Origin of the sequence: Nostoc sp. 106C (assembly GCF_002154725.1) — a bacterium.
Taxonomy (GTDB): Bacteria; Cyanobacteriota; Cyanobacteriia; order Cyanobacteriales; family Nostocaceae; genus Aulosira.
This window is the reverse complement of record NZ_MTAW01000036.1, coordinates 1-16,075: the sequence shown is the minus strand read 5'-3', so window position 1 is coordinate 16,075 and position 16,075 is coordinate 1. Positions and strand designations below refer to the sequence as shown.

General features: G+C 42.4%; 14 protein-coding genes and 1 pseudogene. 7 read left to right on the top strand and 8 right to left on the bottom strand.

The annotated features are described in order from the left end of the window. Nucleotides 1–39: 39 nt before the first annotated feature. Together hisB and fabI are read right to left on the bottom strand one after the other, a co-directional pair. Nucleotides 40–684 (bottom strand): imidazoleglycerol-phosphate dehydratase HisB, encoded by a 645-nt coding sequence (gene hisB, locus BV375_RS01610; RefSeq protein ID WP_086756540.1) that lies wholly within the window; start codon nt 682–684, stop codon nt 40–42. Nucleotides 685–774: 90 nt separating this feature from the next. Then, nucleotides 775–1,551, bottom strand: a complete 777-nt coding sequence (gene fabI / locus BV375_RS01605) for an enoyl-ACP reductase FabI (RefSeq protein ID WP_086756538.1) — start codon at nt 1,549–1,551, stop codon at nt 775–777. Between the two features lie 379 nt (nt 1,552–1,930). Here fabI and ntcA point away from each other — a divergent pair, with 379 nt between their 5' ends. The 3 genes from ntcA to BV375_RS01590 all read left to right on the top strand — a co-directional run bounded on the left by ntcA (nt 1,931) and on the right by BV375_RS01590 (nt 4,827). Next, nucleotides 1,931–2,602: a global nitrogen regulator NtcA gene (ntcA, locus tag BV375_RS01600; protein ID WP_010998529.1), complete on the top strand. Its 672-nt coding sequence runs from the start codon at nt 1,931–1,933 to the stop codon at nt 2,600–2,602. Nucleotides 2,603–2,771: 169 nt separating this feature from the next. Further along, nucleotides 2,772–4,265 (top strand): DUF3084 domain-containing protein, encoded by a 1,494-nt coding sequence (locus BV375_RS01595; protein WP_086756536.1) that lies wholly within the window; start codon nt 2,772–2,774, stop codon nt 4,263–4,265. Nucleotides 4,266–4,380: 115 nt separating this feature from the next. Next, nucleotides 4,381–4,827, top strand: coding sequence for a pre-16S rRNA-processing nuclease YqgF (locus tag BV375_RS01590; RefSeq protein WP_086756534.1), 447 nt, complete (start codon nt 4,381–4,383; stop codon nt 4,825–4,827). 32 nt (nt 4,828–4,859) lie between these two features. Here BV375_RS01590 and BV375_RS01585 read toward each other — a convergent pair whose 3' ends face one another. Continuing rightward, on the bottom strand, nt 4,860–5,123 hold the full coding sequence (locus BV375_RS01585) for a DUF3146 family protein (RefSeq protein WP_045872646.1): 264 nt from the start codon (nt 5,121–5,123) through the stop codon (nt 4,860–4,862). 621 nt (nt 5,124–5,744) lie between these two features. On the opposite strand from BV375_RS01585, the gene BV375_RS37930 reads away from it, so the two are divergent. Continuing rightward, on the top strand, nt 5,745–5,906 hold the full coding sequence (locus tag BV375_RS37930; RefSeq protein WP_243713810.1) for a hypothetical protein: 162 nt from the start codon (nt 5,745–5,747) through the stop codon (nt 5,904–5,906). 233 nt (nt 5,907–6,139) lie between these two features. Here the strand turns inward: BV375_RS37930 and BV375_RS01575 are convergent, their stop codons facing one another. Together BV375_RS01575 and BV375_RS01570 are read right to left on the bottom strand one after the other, a co-directional pair. Continuing rightward, on the bottom strand, nt 6,140–8,296 hold the full coding sequence (locus BV375_RS01575; RefSeq protein ID WP_086756532.1) for a polyribonucleotide nucleotidyltransferase: 2,157 nt from the start codon (nt 8,294–8,296) through the stop codon (nt 6,140–6,142). A gap of 102 nt (nt 8,297–8,398) precedes the next feature. After that, nucleotides 8,399–8,944, bottom strand: a complete 546-nt coding sequence (locus BV375_RS01570) for an N-acetyltransferase (protein ID WP_086756531.1) — start codon at nt 8,942–8,944, stop codon at nt 8,399–8,401. Nucleotides 8,945–9,167: 223 nt separating this feature from the next. Between BV375_RS01570 and BV375_RS01565 the strand changes: the two genes are divergently transcribed. From BV375_RS01565 to BV375_RS01555, 3 genes are all read left to right on the top strand, one after another. Beyond that, entirely contained in the window at nt 9,168–12,419 is a 3,252-nt protein-coding gene (locus BV375_RS01565; protein ID WP_086756529.1) for a DEAD/DEAH box helicase, read from the top strand. Between the two features lie 175 nt (nt 12,420–12,594). Then, nucleotides 12,595–13,431, top strand: a complete 837-nt coding sequence (locus tag BV375_RS01560) for an SWIM zinc finger family protein (protein WP_086756603.1) — start codon at nt 12,595–12,597, stop codon at nt 13,429–13,431. 263 nt (nt 13,432–13,694) lie between these two features. Next, entirely contained in the window at nt 13,695–14,048 is a 354-nt protein-coding gene (locus BV375_RS01555; RefSeq protein WP_086756527.1) for a CU044_2847 family protein, read from the top strand. Nucleotides 14,049–14,229: 181 nt separating this feature from the next. Here BV375_RS01555 and BV375_RS01550 read toward each other — a convergent pair whose 3' ends face one another. The 3 genes and pseudogenes from BV375_RS01550 to BV375_RS38980 form a co-directional block, all read right to left on the bottom strand. Continuing rightward, nucleotides 14,230–14,415, bottom strand: coding sequence for a PCP reductase family protein (locus tag BV375_RS01550; RefSeq protein WP_086756525.1), 186 nt, complete (start codon nt 14,413–14,415; stop codon nt 14,230–14,232). A gap of 202 nt (nt 14,416–14,617) precedes the next feature. Next, complete coding sequence (gene psbC, locus BV375_RS01545; protein WP_086756523.1) at nt 14,618–16,006, bottom strand: photosystem II reaction center protein CP43; 1,389 nt, start codon at nt 16,004–16,006, stop codon at nt 14,618–14,620. Next, a pseudogene (locus BV375_RS38980) lies at nt 15,990–16,075 on the bottom strand (photosystem II protein D2); the annotation flags it as partial. The gene psbC and the pseudogene BV375_RS38980, both read right to left, overlap by 17 nt.

Sequence of the window (16,075 nt, the reverse complement as noted above, 5' to 3'; positions counted from 1 at the left end):
ACACTCCCCACACTCTCTACACTTCTCATCCCTCCTGATTTATAAAACTCCCTTAGAACTGGGAATCATCCCAGCACGACGGGGATCTATTTCTACCGCTATGCGCATTGCTCTAGCAAAAGCCTTAAATGTTGCCTCAATAATGTGATGGGAATTAATGCCATCTAGCTGGCGAATGTGCAGTGTTAATTGACTGTGGTTCACCAGTGCCACAAAAAATTCCCGTACTAGTTGGGTATCATAGGTTCCTACTCGCTCGGTAGGAATTTGTAAACCATAGCTGAGGTGAGGTCTGCCAGAAAAGTCTAGTGCTACCTGAACTAATGCTTCATCAAGTGGCGCTAGAAAATTGCCAAAGCGGATAATGCCTTTTTTATCACCTAGTGCTTTACTCAAAGCTTGTCCTAGGGTAATTCCCACATCTTCGTTAGTGTGGTGGTCGTCAATTTCCCAATCTCCCTTTGCTTGCACCTCCAAGTCAATCAACCCATGAGAGGCGATTTGATGCAGCATATGATCCAAAAATGGAATGCCGGTTGCTGCTTGACAAATCCCCGTACCATCGAGGTTGATAGTGACTTGGACATCAGTTTCACCAGTAGTGCGATGAACAGAAGCAATCCGAGGAGTGGGATGGGATTGGTTGTATTGGGGGAAGTTAACTTGACGGTCGCTGATTTGCATAGCTAAAGGGGATTGGGGATGAGGGGGACGCGAAGAAGCGGAGAATGACAAAGGACAAATGACTATTGACTATTGACCCTTGACTTCCTACTACATTCCCATAATTTCATATCCTGCATCCACATATAGGACTTGTCCTGTAATTCCACTGGACAAATCACTACACAAGAAAGCCGCAGTATTCCCTACTTCTAGCTGGGTGACTGTGCGTCGCAGGGGAGCAACTTGCTCTACATGATGAATCATATCCAAAATGCCTCCCACAGCACTAGATGCCAAAGTGCGGATGGGACCAGCAGAGATGGCATTTACCCGAATATTTTGTGGGCCGAGTTCAGCAGCTAGATAACGTACGCTGGCTTCCAAGCCTGCTTTGGCAACTCCCATAATGTTATAGTTAGGAATTGCCCTAACGCTTCCTAAATATGAAAGGGTGAGGATACTTCCTCCTTCTGTCATTAAAGCTTTGGCTACACCACTTAACTGCACTAGCGAGTAAGTACTAATTTGTAGCGCCGTGTTGAAGCCAGCGCGTGATGTTTGGCTAAAATCTCCGCTCAAATCATCTTTATTGGCAAATGCCATACAGTGAATTAGAATGTCTAGCTTGCCCCACTTACTGCGGATTGTTTCAAAGGTAGACTGTATCTGTTCATCGTTTTGAACATCACATGGAACGAATAAGCTGGGGTTTAGAGGTTCTACCAATTCCGCAACTTTTTTCTCCATCTTACCCCGCTCATCAGGCAAGTAGGTAATACCTAAGTTAGCTCCAGCTTTGTGTAGTTGTTGAGCAATTCCCCAAGCGATTGAGCGGTTATTTGCAATACCTGTAACAAGAGCGTTTTTTCCAGTCAGATTTAGCATAAAAATTGTTAGTGTGAACAATCATGCTAGAGCATACTAGAATCTGAGGCTAGTTTGACTTTGTTTTATACAGGATTTGTAAAAATGATTATTGGTAGGCGTGTTTATGGCAATGAAATTATTGTTTATTCCTTAAGATATTCTCAAGATATCTTGATTTTGTCTTTAAAAAACCTTTTAAATACAGCTATTATAAGTACTATTCAAAAAGTAATAGCTAAAAATATCAATAATTATGTATCATTATAAACAAATAACTATGAAGCAAGGATTTTGAGTATAGGAAAGTACAGAAAGGTTGACGGTGCCTTATTGATTTTTCGGGTGTATTCTTAGGTAATCAGTTTTTGTTTTTCCGGCATTGGGTAGGGGAAGGGAGATGATCGTGACACAAGATAAAGCCCTAGCAAATGTTTTTCGTCAGATGGCAACTGGAGCGTTTCCGCCGGTTGTAGAAACGTTTGAACGCAATAAAACGATCTTTTTTCCTGGCGATCCTGCTGAACGAGTTTATTTTCTTTTAAAAGGCGCTGTTAAGCTTTCCAGGGTGTATGAAGCAGGAGAAGAAATAACGGTAGCATTGCTGCGGGAAAATAGTGTTTTTGGTGTGTTGTCATTGCTGACGGGAAACAAGTCAGATAGGTTTTACCATGCCGTTGCATTTACCCCAGTAGAATTACTGTCAGCTCCAATTGAACAAGTGGAGCAAGCACTCAAGGAAAATCCAGAATTATCAATGTTAATGCTGCGAGGTCTGTCTTCGCGAATTCTACAAACAGAGATGATGATTGAAACCCTCGCACACCGAGATATGGGTTCAAGGTTAGTGAGTTTTTTGTTAATTCTCTGTCGCGATTTTGGTGTTCCTTGCGCTGATGGAATCACAATTGATCTCAAGCTATCTCATCAAGCGATCGCAGAAGCAATTGGTTCTACTCGCGTTACTGTAACTAGGTTACTTGGAGATTTGCGTGAAAAAAAGATGATTTCTATCCACAAAAAAAAGATTACTGTGCATAAACCTGTTACCTTAAGTAGGCAATTTACTTAAAAACAATTGGGGGAAGCAGAGGTGGCACATGTTGTTTTTTTAGAGATGGCACCCATAATGGAGGTAGATCTAAAAAATTGAGTAAATTCAGCTATTGTCAATCTCTCATCCCCCACAAAAAATGGTTGAAAGTAGTAGGCTGTATCTGGAAGCATTTCGGTAGCTGAAGATGACCACTGGGTACATCCTCATTGCAGCAATTTTAATTTTGGGAGGCATGCTTGCCACCGTGGGCGATCGCATCGGCACACGAGTTGGCAAGGCGCGCCTCTCTCTATTTAAGTTACGTCCTAAAAATACTGCTGTACTAGTAACTATTTTTACTGGCACTTTAATTTCAGCATCAACTTTGGCAATTTTATTTGCTGCGGATGAAGGATTGCGCAAAGGAGTTTTTGAGTTAGAGGATATTCAAAGGGACCTTAGAAATAAACGCGAACAGCTAAAAACCACAGAAACTCAAAAAAGCCAGGTAGAGAGTGAGCTAAACCAAGCAAGGAAAGAACAGGCCCAGGCTCAAAAAGACTTACAAGCAATCAATCAGTCCTTACAGGCGGCGAATGCCAAACAACAGGCAACGCAAGCCCAACTCAACCGCACTCTCACTCAACAAGCTCAAACTCAAACTCAACTGCAACGCACGCAAAGCCAACTAGGCCAAGTTGTAGCTCAATATCAAAAAGCAATAGCGGAACTACAAAGCGTTTACGACGAGAAAAAGAATCTGCTGGCGGAAATTGAACAACGTAAGATAGAACGCCAAAGACTGTACGCTGAAGCGAAAAAAGCTATTGACGAAGCCAAAACAGCTATTGCCAAACGCGATCGCGAACTAGCTAATCGGCAAGAAGCGATTCAACAGCGAGATCAAAAAATTTCGCAGTTGGATCAACTGATTCAACAGCGTAATCTAGAAGTTGCAGCCCGGGAACAAGTGATTGCCAAGCGGGAATCTCGTCTCAAAGAATTGGAAAAGCAACAGAACTATTTAGAACAAGAAGTGGCAAGACTGGAAAAATATTATCAGTCTTACCGTGACCTGCGTTTAGGCAAGCTGGCTTTAGTGCGTGGTCAAGTTCTGGCTGCTGCTGTAATTCAGGTTAACCAACCTATGGCTGCGCGTCAGGCAGTGACGCAACTGCTAAAGGAAGCTAATCAGAATGCTCTGTTGGAATTAGCTGAACCTGGTACAAATACAGGAAATAATGTAGAGATACTGCACGTTACCCAGGATAGAATCGAGCAGTTGATCAAGCAGATTGATGACGGTCGAGAATATGTAATGCGAATTTTCTCTGCTGGGAATTACGTTAGAGGCGAAAAGCAGATAGAATTCTTTACCGATACCGCAAAAAACCAACTAGTATTTTCTGGGGGACAGGTACTAGCTACTACTACTGCCGATCCCAAAACTATGACTTCTTATCAGCTAAGACAGCGGCTCGATCTGCTGATTTCTGCTTCCCAATTTCGCGCCCGTAATGCTGGAATTATTGAAAATGTACAAATAGATGGTACTTTCCTGCGGTTTGTTGCCCAATTGAGACAATTTAATCAACCGTTAGAAATCAAAGCGATCGCGGCTGAAAACACTTTTACAGCCGGGCCGCTAAGAGTAAAGCTACTGGCAATAGTTAACGGCCAAGTTATTTTTAGTACCTAAAAAATTAATCAACAGACCTGAATAGAATGCCAGCCTATTTAAAAAAATGGGCAATTGTAAAAAAGCTTTATGAAAGACTTGTGATTAAATTTTAAATTTTGAATTCTAAATTACTATGACTCTCCGTGAATTCTCACCGACACAACCAGTCATTTTAGGCTTTGATCCCGGTCGAGATAAGTGTGGTTTAGCAGTGATTGGATTAGATCGACAACTGCATTATCACCAAGTTGTGGTTGCAAATGAAGCGATCGCTACTATTGAAAGCCTGCGTCAGAAGTTCCCTGTTTCCTTAATGGTGATGGGCGACCAAACTACAGCCAAGCAATGGAAACAACGACTGCGTCAAGAATTAGCAGAACCGCTAAATATTGTTTTAATAGATGAGCGCTATACAACTTTAGAAGCACGCGATCGCTATTGGCAAATGTACCCGCCCAAAGGACTAACGAAGCTATTACCCCAGGGTATGCGGCAACCTCCACGACCAATAGATGACATTGTTGCCATTCTCTTAATTGAAAGGTACTTAAATCGTTTAGCTGAATCAGTAAACAATTAATCGTAGTTAGGAATACTTAAATGACTGCTTAACTATAGCTCAGCTCGGATAGTGAAAGCATAGTCGCCTCCTGGCTCTAATTGGTAATCTTGTTTCTCTAAGAAGCGACCTAGAGGTTCTTTAATTAAAGCGCGTCCTTGAGAAGGCTTTACAGACAGTTCTCCCCGGCGAAAATGCCATTGGAACTGCCACTCATACTCACCCGCACTCACTTCACCCTCAAGGAAGCCGTGTTGCCAAGATTGGCGAGTAATTTTCACATGGGCGATGGTTTCTGGCAGACGTTTAGCACTCACAATGCTGGATATCAAGTTGGGAATGAAAGTTAACCACGTAGGCTAATTCTTTTAATACCAAACATAGCGTAAATCGAGAAACTGACAAAGTGGGTATTTGTAAATTGAGTCTAACGGCTGAAGTCACACCTAGAACAACAAAGCTTGCCTCCCCAGACTGGGGTAATTTAGCCTAGAACAAAAAGGGGGTTTTCACTGTTGATTGTAAATTTCTCAGTGTTGCTACAAGCGTTATTTCGATAGTTAGTCACTTAGCAGAGCAGCAATACTTGAATAGTCGTTTTGTTACCCATAATTAACCCAAACACAGACAACTAAAGCTTACTTCAGTAAGCTTTTAAAGTAAAACATAGGTAAAATGCATCAAAATTTTACACCGTTGCAGCTACATTAAGTTTGAGAAACTTGAGACAGACTGCCAGTAGTTAGGCTAGATATTCAAGAAATAATTTTTTCGGCAATTGTCAAGCAATGCTGATATTGAGGATGCAATGTAATGGCTATTGCCAGCATAGTTAATCGAGTTCACTTACTAACTGGCTTTCCGCCCAACTTAACTATTTCTAAGCTTTGATTATTCATGAAATCAAATCCATGTATTTTACAAATGGCGCGGCGGTTATGGTGCATTTACAATTAGTCATCATCTCATCGATCAGAGCCAATTATATTCGCAACCAAGCCACCCGCCATCAACCACAATCCTGCATTTCTGGATGGGAAATCATTTGGCTTTGTTCTTGTAGCCGTGACCTCAGTCGTTCGGCTGCGATTAACATGTAATTAATAGCATCGAGCCTGCGCTGGCAGGCTTAGTTTTTATAGTCGTAACTTCAGTCTTGCGCCTAGATCTAAATTTAATAGCATCAAGCTTGAGAAGGTAGACTTTGTTTCTTTAGCCGCGACTTCAGTCGTGCGGCTTGAATAATTTTGACAACTGAATCAGAGAAGCATACAGCGATGCCTTGCCCTAAGGCATCGCGGATTTTAGATTCAATCTAAAATCCTAAATCGATTTATCGATTCACTGCTGCTGCTTCCCGCGCCGCAGCTGCCTGGTCAGGATGGATACCTAAACGTGTCAGATTAATCCGACCTTTGTTGTCAATCTCGCGCACTTTGACAATCACTTCATCACCAACAGCTACTTCATCCTCTACTTTGCCAACGCGGTAGTCAGCTAGTTGGGAAATGTGGATCATGCCTTCTTTACCAGGCAAAAATTCCACAAATGCGCCTATAGGTATAATTCGAGTCACGCGTCCCACATACACATCACCTTCGTGCAACTTACGAGTCATGCCTTGGATGATGTTACGGGCTTTCTTCGCCTTGCTTTCATCCACAGCAGAAATCGTAACGGTGCCATCATCTTCGATGTCAATTTTTGCACCAGTTTCTTCGGTGATGCCTTTAATTGTCTTGCCTCCTGGCCCAATTACCAGACCAATCATGTCTGGATCAATCTTAATGGTCAACAGACGCGGCGCATAGGGTGAGGTTTCTGTACGCGGTTGCTCAATGGTTTGGAGCATTTTGTCCAAAATGTGCAAGCGAGCTGATTTAGCTTGGTGGACGGCTTGGGCAATAATGTCCAAAGAAAGACCGGAGATTTTCATGTCCATTTGTAAGGCGGTAATCCCCGTATCTGTCCCAGCAACTTTAAAGTCCATGTCGCCTAAAAAGTCTTCGATACCCTGAATATCAGTGAGAACGCGGACTTCGTCGCCTTCTTTAATTAGACCCATTGCTGCACCGCTGACAGGCTTGAGAATTGGCACGCCAGCATCCATTAAAGCTAGGGTAGAACCACAGACCGAACCCATCGAGGTGGAACCGTTGGAAGAAAGTACTTCCGATACGACGCGAATCACGTAAGGGAATTGTTCTTTTGGTGGTAGCACAGGTAACAGCGCTCGCTCTGCTAATGCTCCGTGACCGATTTCACGCCTTCCTGGGGCGCGCATCGGCTTAGTTTCGCCAACTGAGAAGGGGGGGAAGTTGTAATGGTGTAAGTAGCGTTTGGATTGGTCTGTTTGCAGGTCATCGTTGAGATTTTGGGCATCACCGGGTGTACCAAGGGTACAGGCGGATAATACCTGGGTTAGTCCCCGATTAAACAAGCCACTACCGTGGACACGCTTAGGTAAGACATCAACTAAACAAGAAACAGGACGCACTTCATCGAGTTTGCGACCATCAACACGAACGTTATCTTCGATGATTTGACGGCGCATGAAGTGTTTGGTAATTTCCTTGAAGGTGTTACCAAGGGCCTTGCTATTGGCGGCTGTAGCAACGCGAACTGGGTCTTCTTCGGAAAGTTCCGCGATCGCGTTGGCAATATTTTCTTTGACAACATCCAAAGCAGCATCGCGCTCTGGCTTAGTCAATTCAAATTGCGCCAGAATTTTCTTAATTTCATCACTGGCGCGATCGCTGATGAACTTGTCTAAAGTTTGGTCTACTTCTGGGGGCGTTGCTTGCACAATTTCTAGACCTAGTTCTGCAACTAAATCTTGTTGTGCCTTGATTAAATCTCGCACTGCTTCGTAGCCAAAATCAATCGCCTCGATAATATCTCGCTCTGGCAACTGATTGGCTCCCGCCTCTACCATGATTACGCCGTCTGGTGAACCTGCAACTACCAGATCCAAGTCTCCAGCTTCAATTTCTGCATAGGTAGGATTAATGACAAAATCATCTCCTACTAAGCCAACTCTTACTGCTGCCATTGGCCCGTGAAACGGAATTTGGGCAATAAGGGTAGCAATAGAAGCACCAGTAACTGCTAACACATCGGGTGGTACTTGCTCATCCATTGACAATGTCAAGGCAACAATTTGCAAGTCATCCCGCAACCATGAAGGGAACAGCGGACGTAGGGGACGATCGATCAGACGGCTGGTAAGAATTGTTTTTTCTGGTGGACGACCTTCACGCCGCATGATCCCGCCGGGAATCCTACCCGCAGCATACAGTCTTTCTTCGTAATCTACTGTGAGGGGAAGAAAATCAATGCCTTCTCTGGCTTGCGATCGCGTAGCCGTCACCAAAACAGCTGTATCCCCTGATTGTATCAAAACCGACCCACCAGCTTGGGGAGCTAGTAGGCCTACTTTCAGTCGAATATCCCGTCCGTCAAAGGATATTGACTTATCAACTTCTGTCATTCAGTTTTTTTTCCTTCTATGCACGCTATTCTCTCTCTGTGGCAATCCTAACATTTATGCACTATGGCTGGCTTGGGCTACATACAAAGATAAACAACTTTGTCAACATAAAGCACGATACATCATAACTGCCTCTATCACTTGCCCATCGGCTAATTTAGCTGCCTGCGGAATACGCCCAATAATCTCAAATCCCAATTTCTGCCACAGTGTAATTGACGGTATATTAGTTGCAAAGACCAAATTGAACATCACCGCCTCGTACCCTAGACTAGCTGCTATCAACAGCATCGACTCTCCCATAAACTGCCCTATGCCCTGACCTCGCAACTGTGGTTGTACAATAAAACCAGCGTTGCAAATATGGCTACACCGACCGGGGAAGTTTGGTTTCAAATAAAATGCCCCTAATATATCTTTGGGTTTGTGTGTATTGCTCTGCTCAACAGCCCTGACAACAAAGGCATCCTGACTCAACCAGTAAGCCGCAAATTCTGTTGGAGAAAGGGGTTGCTTTTGAGGATAGGTTTTACCTTCAAAAATTACTAGATTTAGTAATGTTCTGACTACCTCCTGCTCTTGAGGATGCATATAATCTAGTTCTACTTTTATGCCATTTTTTGTAAATTTATTAAGGGGAAATTGCATTAATTACTAATCTTTAATTATTGACTATCAAATTCTGACTTTAATTTTGAAAGCTAACTTTTGATGGAAATTGCCCAGCTTACATTAATTAGCATTTATTATATTGATCTTAGCTAATTAAAACCAGATAAATATGAATTCAAGTAATTATGAGCGCCAAATATTGAAAAATTAATACTTGATAGCAGCAATACAGATAACGTAGTTGATTGGTAGTTGGAAAATGGCAATTTTACACGGTATTTGGTTGAATAGAAAGCAAAATAGTTGTTTATTTATTTGGGGAGAAACTTGGCGTTCTTCCCAGATTAATACTGATTCTAGTGCTGCTTTTGATATCCCATCACATCCATTGGCAATGCCACCACAGGAGTTAAGTGAGTGGTTACGTTCGCGGAATTTAAAAATTGCCAACTTTATTCAGCAGCCCCAATTAGCTGTGAGTGTGGGACGGAAACGTCAAAGTGCAAGTGTGGCTGAAGTAATGCCAACACAATCTCAAATAATTGCTTTACCAACTCACATCTTAGACAACAATCAACAGGGCGCAGTATCAATTTTTCCGGTACATTCTGCCGTTGTCGAAACGCAATTACTACCATCAATAGAAACAGACTCAGCACCATACCTGCACCCTTGGCGAGTTGAGGGTTTTTGTCTGAACCCTACCGCAGCGATGAAATTTCTTTATTCTCTTCCCTTAAGTACTATTAGCGGCGAAGAAGCCTTTTTAGGAGGAGATTTACGCTTTTGGTCGCAGGTTGCTCGGTGGAGTTTAGATTTAATTTCACGGTCTAAGTTTTTACCAACAATCCAGCGACAATCAGATAGTTCGATAGATGCTAGCTGGCAAGTACTTTTAGATAGTGCTGTAGATGGGACAAGGTTGGAAAAATTTTCTCAGTTGATGCCATTAGCTTGCCGCACTTTTCAGAGCGAACTAAGGAGTGATGAAGTAACCCAATCCCAACTATATATAGATTTACCACTACAACCTCAGGAATTACTTTTAGGATTTCTCAACACTACGATAGATGCTCAAGTCCGTGAAATGGTAGGTTCTCAACCCCCAATTGAAACTAGGGTAATGGCATCCTTACCAGCGGCAGTGCGGCAGTGGTTGCAAGCTTTAACTAGTGAATCTCAAACAGTTAGTGCAGATCCTGTTGGAGTCGAAAGATTAGAAGCGGCACTGACAGCTTGGACTATGCCCCTGCAATATCAATTAACTCATAAAGCTCTATTTCGTACCTGTTTTGAATTGCGTTCTCCGGAGTCTGGGGAAACAGAATGGAAGTTGGCATATTATCTCCAAGCTGCGGACTCTCCAGAGTTTTTGGTTGATGCGAGAACTATTTGGCAGCACCCAGTTGAACAATTAATCTATCAAAATCGCACAATCGAAGAACCTCAAGAAACTTTTCTGCGCGGCTTAGGGTTAGCTTCTCGATTGTATCCAGCGATCGCACCCAGTTTAGAAAGTGAATATCCCGAATCTTATAGTCTTAACCCCATGCAGGCATACGAATTTATTAAGTCTGTGGCTTGGAGGTTGGAAGATAGTGGTTTAGGAGTGGTTTTACCACCTAGTTTGGCGAACCGCGAGGGATGGGCGAACCGTTTGGGTTTAAAAATTACTGCCGAAACACCAAATCAAAAGCAGGGACGCTTGGGATTGCAGAGTTTGCTCAATTTTCAGTGGAAATTGGCAATTGGTGGACAAACAATTTCTAAAGCTCAATTTGACAGGCTGGTAGCATTAAATAGCCCACTAGTAGAAATTAACGGTGAGTGGGTAGAGTTACGACCCCAAGATATTAAGACAGCACAAGCATTTTTTGCTTCCCGTAAAGAAAAAATGGCGCTTTCTCTAGAAGATGCTTTACGCCTAAGTACAGGGGATACCCAAGCAATTGAAAAATTACCTGTGGTCAGTTTTGAGGCTTCTGGGGCATTACAAGAGTTAATTGAGGCACTGACAAATAATCAGGCGATCGCACCTTTACCCACACCAGCTAATTTTCAAGGACAGTTGCGACCTTATCAACAGCGAGGTGCCGCTTGGCTAGCCTTCTTAGAACGTTGGGGCTTGGGTGCTTGTCTCGCCGACGACATGGGTTTAGGAAAAACCATCCAGTTCATCGCTTTTCTTTTACACCTGAAAGAACAAGACGTATTAGAGAACCCAACTTTACTAGTATGCCCAACTTCTGTATTGGGGAACTGGGAACGGGAAGTTAAGAAATTTTCTCCCACACTCAAGATTTTACAATATCACGGTGATAAACGCCCCAAAGGTAAGGCATTTACAGAAGCAGTGAAAAAATATGATTTAGTCGTGACTAGTTACTCGCTGATTCACAGAGATCTCAAATCATTGCAGAGTGTTTCTTGGCAAACAATAGTTTTAGATGAAGCTCAGAATATCAAGAATGCTGATGCCAAGCAATCACAAGCAATTAGACAATTAGAAGCAACATTTCGTATCGCGTTGACTGGCACTCCAGTAGAAAATAGATTGCAAGAACTTTGGTCTATTTTAGATTTTCTCAATCCCGGTTATTTGGGTAATAAACAGTTTTTTCAAAGACGATTTGCCATGCCAATTGAAAAGTATGGTGATTCTGCTTCATTAAATCAATTACGCTCATTAGTCCAACCATTTATTCTGCGGCGACTCAAAACAGATCGTGATATCATTCAAGACTTGCCAGAGAAGCAAGAAATGACGGTATTTTGTGGGCTTAGTCTTGAACAAGCCACACTTTATCAAAAAGTGGTGGAAGATTCTTTAGCAGAGATTGACACAGCTACCGGACTGCAACGCCGAGGGATGATTTTAGCTTTACTAGTCAAGCTCAAGCAAGTTTGCAATCACCCAGCTCAATACTTAAAAGAAAGCTCATTAGAAAAATATCATTCAGCTAAACTTCAGCGCTTAGATGAAATGCTAGAAGAGGCTTTAGCAGAAGGCGATCGCGCTTTAATTTTCACCCAATTTGCGGAATGGGGTAAGTTACTTAAACCCCATTTAGAAAAACAGCTTGGACGAGAAATTTTCTTTTTGTATGGTAGCACTAGTAAAAAACAACGTGAGGAAATGATCGACCGTTTCCAACACGACCCCCAAGGGCCACCAATTATGATTCTTTCCTTAAAAGCTGGTGGCGTAGGGTTAAATTTAACCAGAGCAAATCACGTTTTTCACTTTGATAGATGGTGGAACCCCGCAGTCGAAAATCAAGCCACAGACAGAGTATTTCGCATTGGTCAAACCCGAAATGTTCAAGTACATAAATTTGTCTGTACGGGAACTTTAGAAGAAAAAATTCATGACATGATTGAAAGTAAAAAACAACTAGCAGAACAAGTTGTAGGTGCAGGGGAAGAGTGGTTAACTGAACTAGATACAGACCAACTCCGCAATCTACTTTTACTTGACCGCAGTTCTGTCATTGAAGAGGATGAAGGATAAACAATTTTGCTAACTAAGCCTTCTACAATTATTTTAGATAATGAACCACAGATAAACATGGATACACACCGATAACTATCTGTGAGCATCTATGGTTCATAATAATTTAGGATTATTTATAATAACAAATTCTCTAGCTGTAATCCTCGAATTATCGTTAAATTTTGAATTGATTATGACTAATTATACTTTGCAAGCAAGCCGTGAATGGTGGTCACAAAGGTGGCTAGATCTATTAGATTCCTATCGTTTTAAAAAGCGTTTAGAACGTGCGAGAAACTATGCTCGTCAGGGAAATGTCTTGAGCATTGAGTTTAAAGGAGCCAAAGTATTAGCTAGAGTACAAGGTAGCGAAGTTGAACCTTATAAAGTTTCTCTTTCTCTTGAACCATTTAGCGATGAAGAATGGGGTTATGTAATTGAAACAATGTCCAAAAAGGCGATTTTTGCTGCCAAGCTATTAGCAGGAGAAATGCCACAAAATATCGAAGAAGTCTTCACAGCAAATGGACTTTCTTTATTTCCGTTTACCCTATCAGATATCCGCAGCAAATGCTCTTGTCCTGATAAAGCAAATCCTTGTAAACACGTAGGTGCAGTGTATTATCAGTTAGGCGATCGCTTCAGCGAAGATCCGTTTGTACTATTTAAATTACGCGGACGCACTAAGGAGCAAATTATTAGCGATTTGCGCAATTTACGTAGCGCTAAGATTGAAGTTTCTCGTACGAAAACATCTGATGTTAAACAGCCAATTACTAACAATCAATACACAATTAAACTGAACTCATTCTGGCAGTACAATGAGCCACTCGATTCTTCTTTAGTAGTGATTGCGCCTAGTGCTAGCGAGACAGTATTAGATGTATTAGGATTGATTCCCTTGGGTAAGGAAGAGGAGAGTGTACTAAATATCACATCATCAGAGGTGGCAATGAAGTATTTGGAGACAGTCTACCAAGATGTCAGACAGAAGGCTGTTTTAGCAGCGATGAATGTGGGAGAAAGTTAATATCAGCCACGGGAAGAAGTGCAGGGCAGAATCCTTTGTAGCTTAGTATGGCAAGAATTGGCATAACTTATCCAAGTTTGGATTTTAGATTTTGTGTCAGTGGGTTTAGTCACAACGCTTGTAGACACTCATAGAGTAGTAACTGATGTGATTTTGGTTGAAAAGTCTTCATCCCTAGGAGCCAAAATTTATTTTGTATGGGTGGTTGTATTTATTACACGTGGTTGAATGATATAAATGCAGAGTAATCCTGTCAAACCCACATGGAAGCACAAAATAAAGTTATTTCAGTAGAACTGTCTGATGGTACAAGTGTGAGAGTCGAAGCTACGCTAATTGGGGAACGCAAATTAAGTGTCCCAACCCGACCTTTTAATGAAGTAACCGTGGCTATTGAATCCCTTACCAAGGAAATTGCAGAAGTAATCCAAAAAGTTAAACCAGATAAGGCTAGTGTGAAATTTGGTATAGAAATCGCTATGGAATCAGGTAAACTCACGCCTGTACTAGTTAAAGGTACTTCCACAGCCAATCTAGAGATTACTTTAGAATGGGGTCAACATTCTGCGGGAGAATTCAAAATTCAAAATTCAAAGTTTAAGCAGGAAGCTCTATAAACCAGTCGTCATCATCAAGTTAGGTGAACATTATTAAGCGCGCATCTTTACTCACTATTGAACCTTTCCCCCTTCCCTGAGCCACTTCCTTACATTAACTAACTGATGTTGTAAAGCATTATGCAATCTGAACAATTCTTAGTAATTTTCTTTCAATATCTAACAGAACATTTTAAGTAGTTTACTGCCCAAACTCTAGGCGTGCTTGTTCAACCAACTCTGCTGTCACAATATTCTGCTTTGCCTGACGAGCTAGCTGCTCAATTCTTGCTTTTGCTTGAGTACGGACAAAAAAGGGAATATTTTTTAATTTTTCCTTGGCTTCTGTGGTCCATCCTAAAGAATCGGAAAAAATTGAGTCACTCATATTTAATACTCCTTTATTTAATTGCAGCGTTTCTATACCCAGCTAGCAATAAAAATTAAAAAAATTTTCTACATCTGTCTCTAATAAATCTGATTTTGTCACATAGCAACAGTACTAACTATTAACAATTAATAAAAAAGCTCTTGATTTTACACAAGAGCTAGAAACATTTAATTGTCAGTGATGAAAGAAAATTTCTGAACTAGTCGAGTTCGGTCATGGACATAACTGGCTCATTCTCACGGTCAATACCTTTCTCAAAGCCACCTGCTGCTGCTCTAGCGCGACCAGCGTGCCACAAGTGACCAATGAGGAAGAAGAAACCTAAAACGAAGTGAGAAGTTGCCAACCACGCACGAGGAGATACATAGTTGAAGGAGTTGATTTCAGTAGCCACACCACCTACAGAGTTCAGAGAACCCAGAGGAGCGTGAGTCATGTATTCAGCAGCACGACGAGCTTGCCAAGGCTGAATATCGTTCTTAATTTTTTCTAGGTCAAGACCGTTAGGACCACGTAGCGGCTCCAACCAAGGGCCACGGAAATCCCAGAAGCGCATGGTTTCTCCACCGAAGATGATTTCACCTGTGGGAGAGCGCATCAGGTATTTACCTAGACCTGTAGGTCCTTGTGCAGAACCGACGTTAGCACCTAAGCGTTGGTCACGGATCAAGAAGGTCAGAGCTTGAGCTTGTGAAGCTTCAGGACCAGTAGGACCGTAGAATTCACTGGGGTAAACAGTGTTGTTGTACCAAACCATACAGGAAGCAATGAAGCCCATCAGGGACAGTGCACCCAAGCTGTAGGAGAGGTAAGCTTCACCTGACCAAATGAATGCACGACGTGCCCAACCGAAAGGCTTGGTGAGGATGTGGAAAATACCACCAGCAATACAGATGAAGGCAACCCAGATATGACCACCAATGACATCTTCTAGGTTATCAACGCTAACAATCCAACCTTCGCCACCAAAAGGAGACTTGATTAGATAACCAAAAATAACTGCTGGGTTCAGTGTCGGATTGGTAATAACACGAACATCACCACCACCAGGTGCCCAGGTGTCATATACACCACCGAAGAACATCGCCTTCAGCACCAACAAGAGGGCACCAACACCCAAGATTATCAGGTGGAATCCGATAATGTTGGTCATCTTGTTCTTGTCTTTCCAGTCGTAACCAAAGAAGGAAGAATACTCTTCTAGGGTTTCTGGACCGCGGACGGCGTGATAAATACCGCCAAAACCCAGCACAGCTGAAGAAATTAGGTGAAGTACACCGACAACAAAGTAGGGGAAAGTGTCGATGACTTCGCCACCAGCGCCAACACCCCAGCCCAAAGTAGCGAGGTGAGGTAGCAGGATTAAGCCTTGTTCATACATAGGCTTTTCAGGGATGAAGTGAGCGACTTCAAATAAAGTCATTGCTCCAGCCCAGAATACAATCAAACCAGAATGGGCAACGTGAGCACCAAGCAGTTTGCCAGATAGGTTGATCAAACGAGCGTTACCAGACCACCAGGCAAAACCTGTTGATTCTATGTCGCGTCCACCGCCCAGGACCGCTGGTCTATTAGAGAGCGTTACCACGAGGTAATACCTCCTCAGGGAATACAAATTGTTCGTGGGGCTGATCTTGAGGAGCCATCCAAGCACGGA

What these genes read in the sequence shown, in the direction of transcription:
- BV375_RS37930 (WP_243713810.1), top strand. Translation starts at nt 5,745, where the DNA reads ATGGTGCATTTACAATTAGTCATCATCTCATCGATCAGAGCCAATTAT.
- BV375_RS01575 (WP_086756532.1), bottom strand. Translation starts at nt 8,296, where the DNA reads ATGACAGAAGTTGATAAGTCAATATCCTTTGACGGACGGGATATTCGA.
- BV375_RS01590 (WP_086756534.1), top strand. Translation starts at nt 4,381, where the DNA reads ATGACTCTCCGTGAATTCTCACCGACACAACCAGTCATTTTAGGCTTT.
- BV375_RS01570 (WP_086756531.1), bottom strand. Translation starts at nt 8,944, where the DNA reads ATGCAATTTCCCCTTAATAAATTTACAAAAAATGGCATAAAAGTAGAA.
- fabI (WP_086756538.1), bottom strand. Translation starts at nt 1,551, where the DNA reads ATGCTAAATCTGACTGGAAAAAACGCTCTTGTTACAGGTATTGCAAAT.
- BV375_RS01595 (WP_086756536.1), top strand. Translation starts at nt 2,772, where the DNA reads ATGACCACTGGGTACATCCTCATTGCAGCAATTTTAATTTTGGGAGGC.
- BV375_RS01560 (WP_086756603.1), top strand. Translation starts at nt 12,595, where the DNA reads ATGACTAATTATACTTTGCAAGCAAGCCGTGAATGGTGGTCACAAAGG.
- hisB (WP_086756540.1), bottom strand. Translation starts at nt 684, where the DNA reads ATGCAAATCAGCGACCGTCAAGTTAACTTCCCCCAATACAACCAATCC.
- BV375_RS01565 (WP_086756529.1), top strand. Translation starts at nt 9,168, where the DNA reads ATGGCAATTTTACACGGTATTTGGTTGAATAGAAAGCAAAATAGTTGT.
- BV375_RS01550 (WP_086756525.1), bottom strand. Translation starts at nt 14,415, where the DNA reads ATGAGTGACTCAATTTTTTCCGATTCTTTAGGATGGACCACAGAAGCC.
- BV375_RS01555 (WP_086756527.1), top strand. Translation starts at nt 13,695, where the DNA reads ATGGAAGCACAAAATAAAGTTATTTCAGTAGAACTGTCTGATGGTACA.
- ntcA (WP_010998529.1), top strand. Translation starts at nt 1,931, where the DNA reads ATGATCGTGACACAAGATAAAGCCCTAGCAAATGTTTTTCGTCAGATG.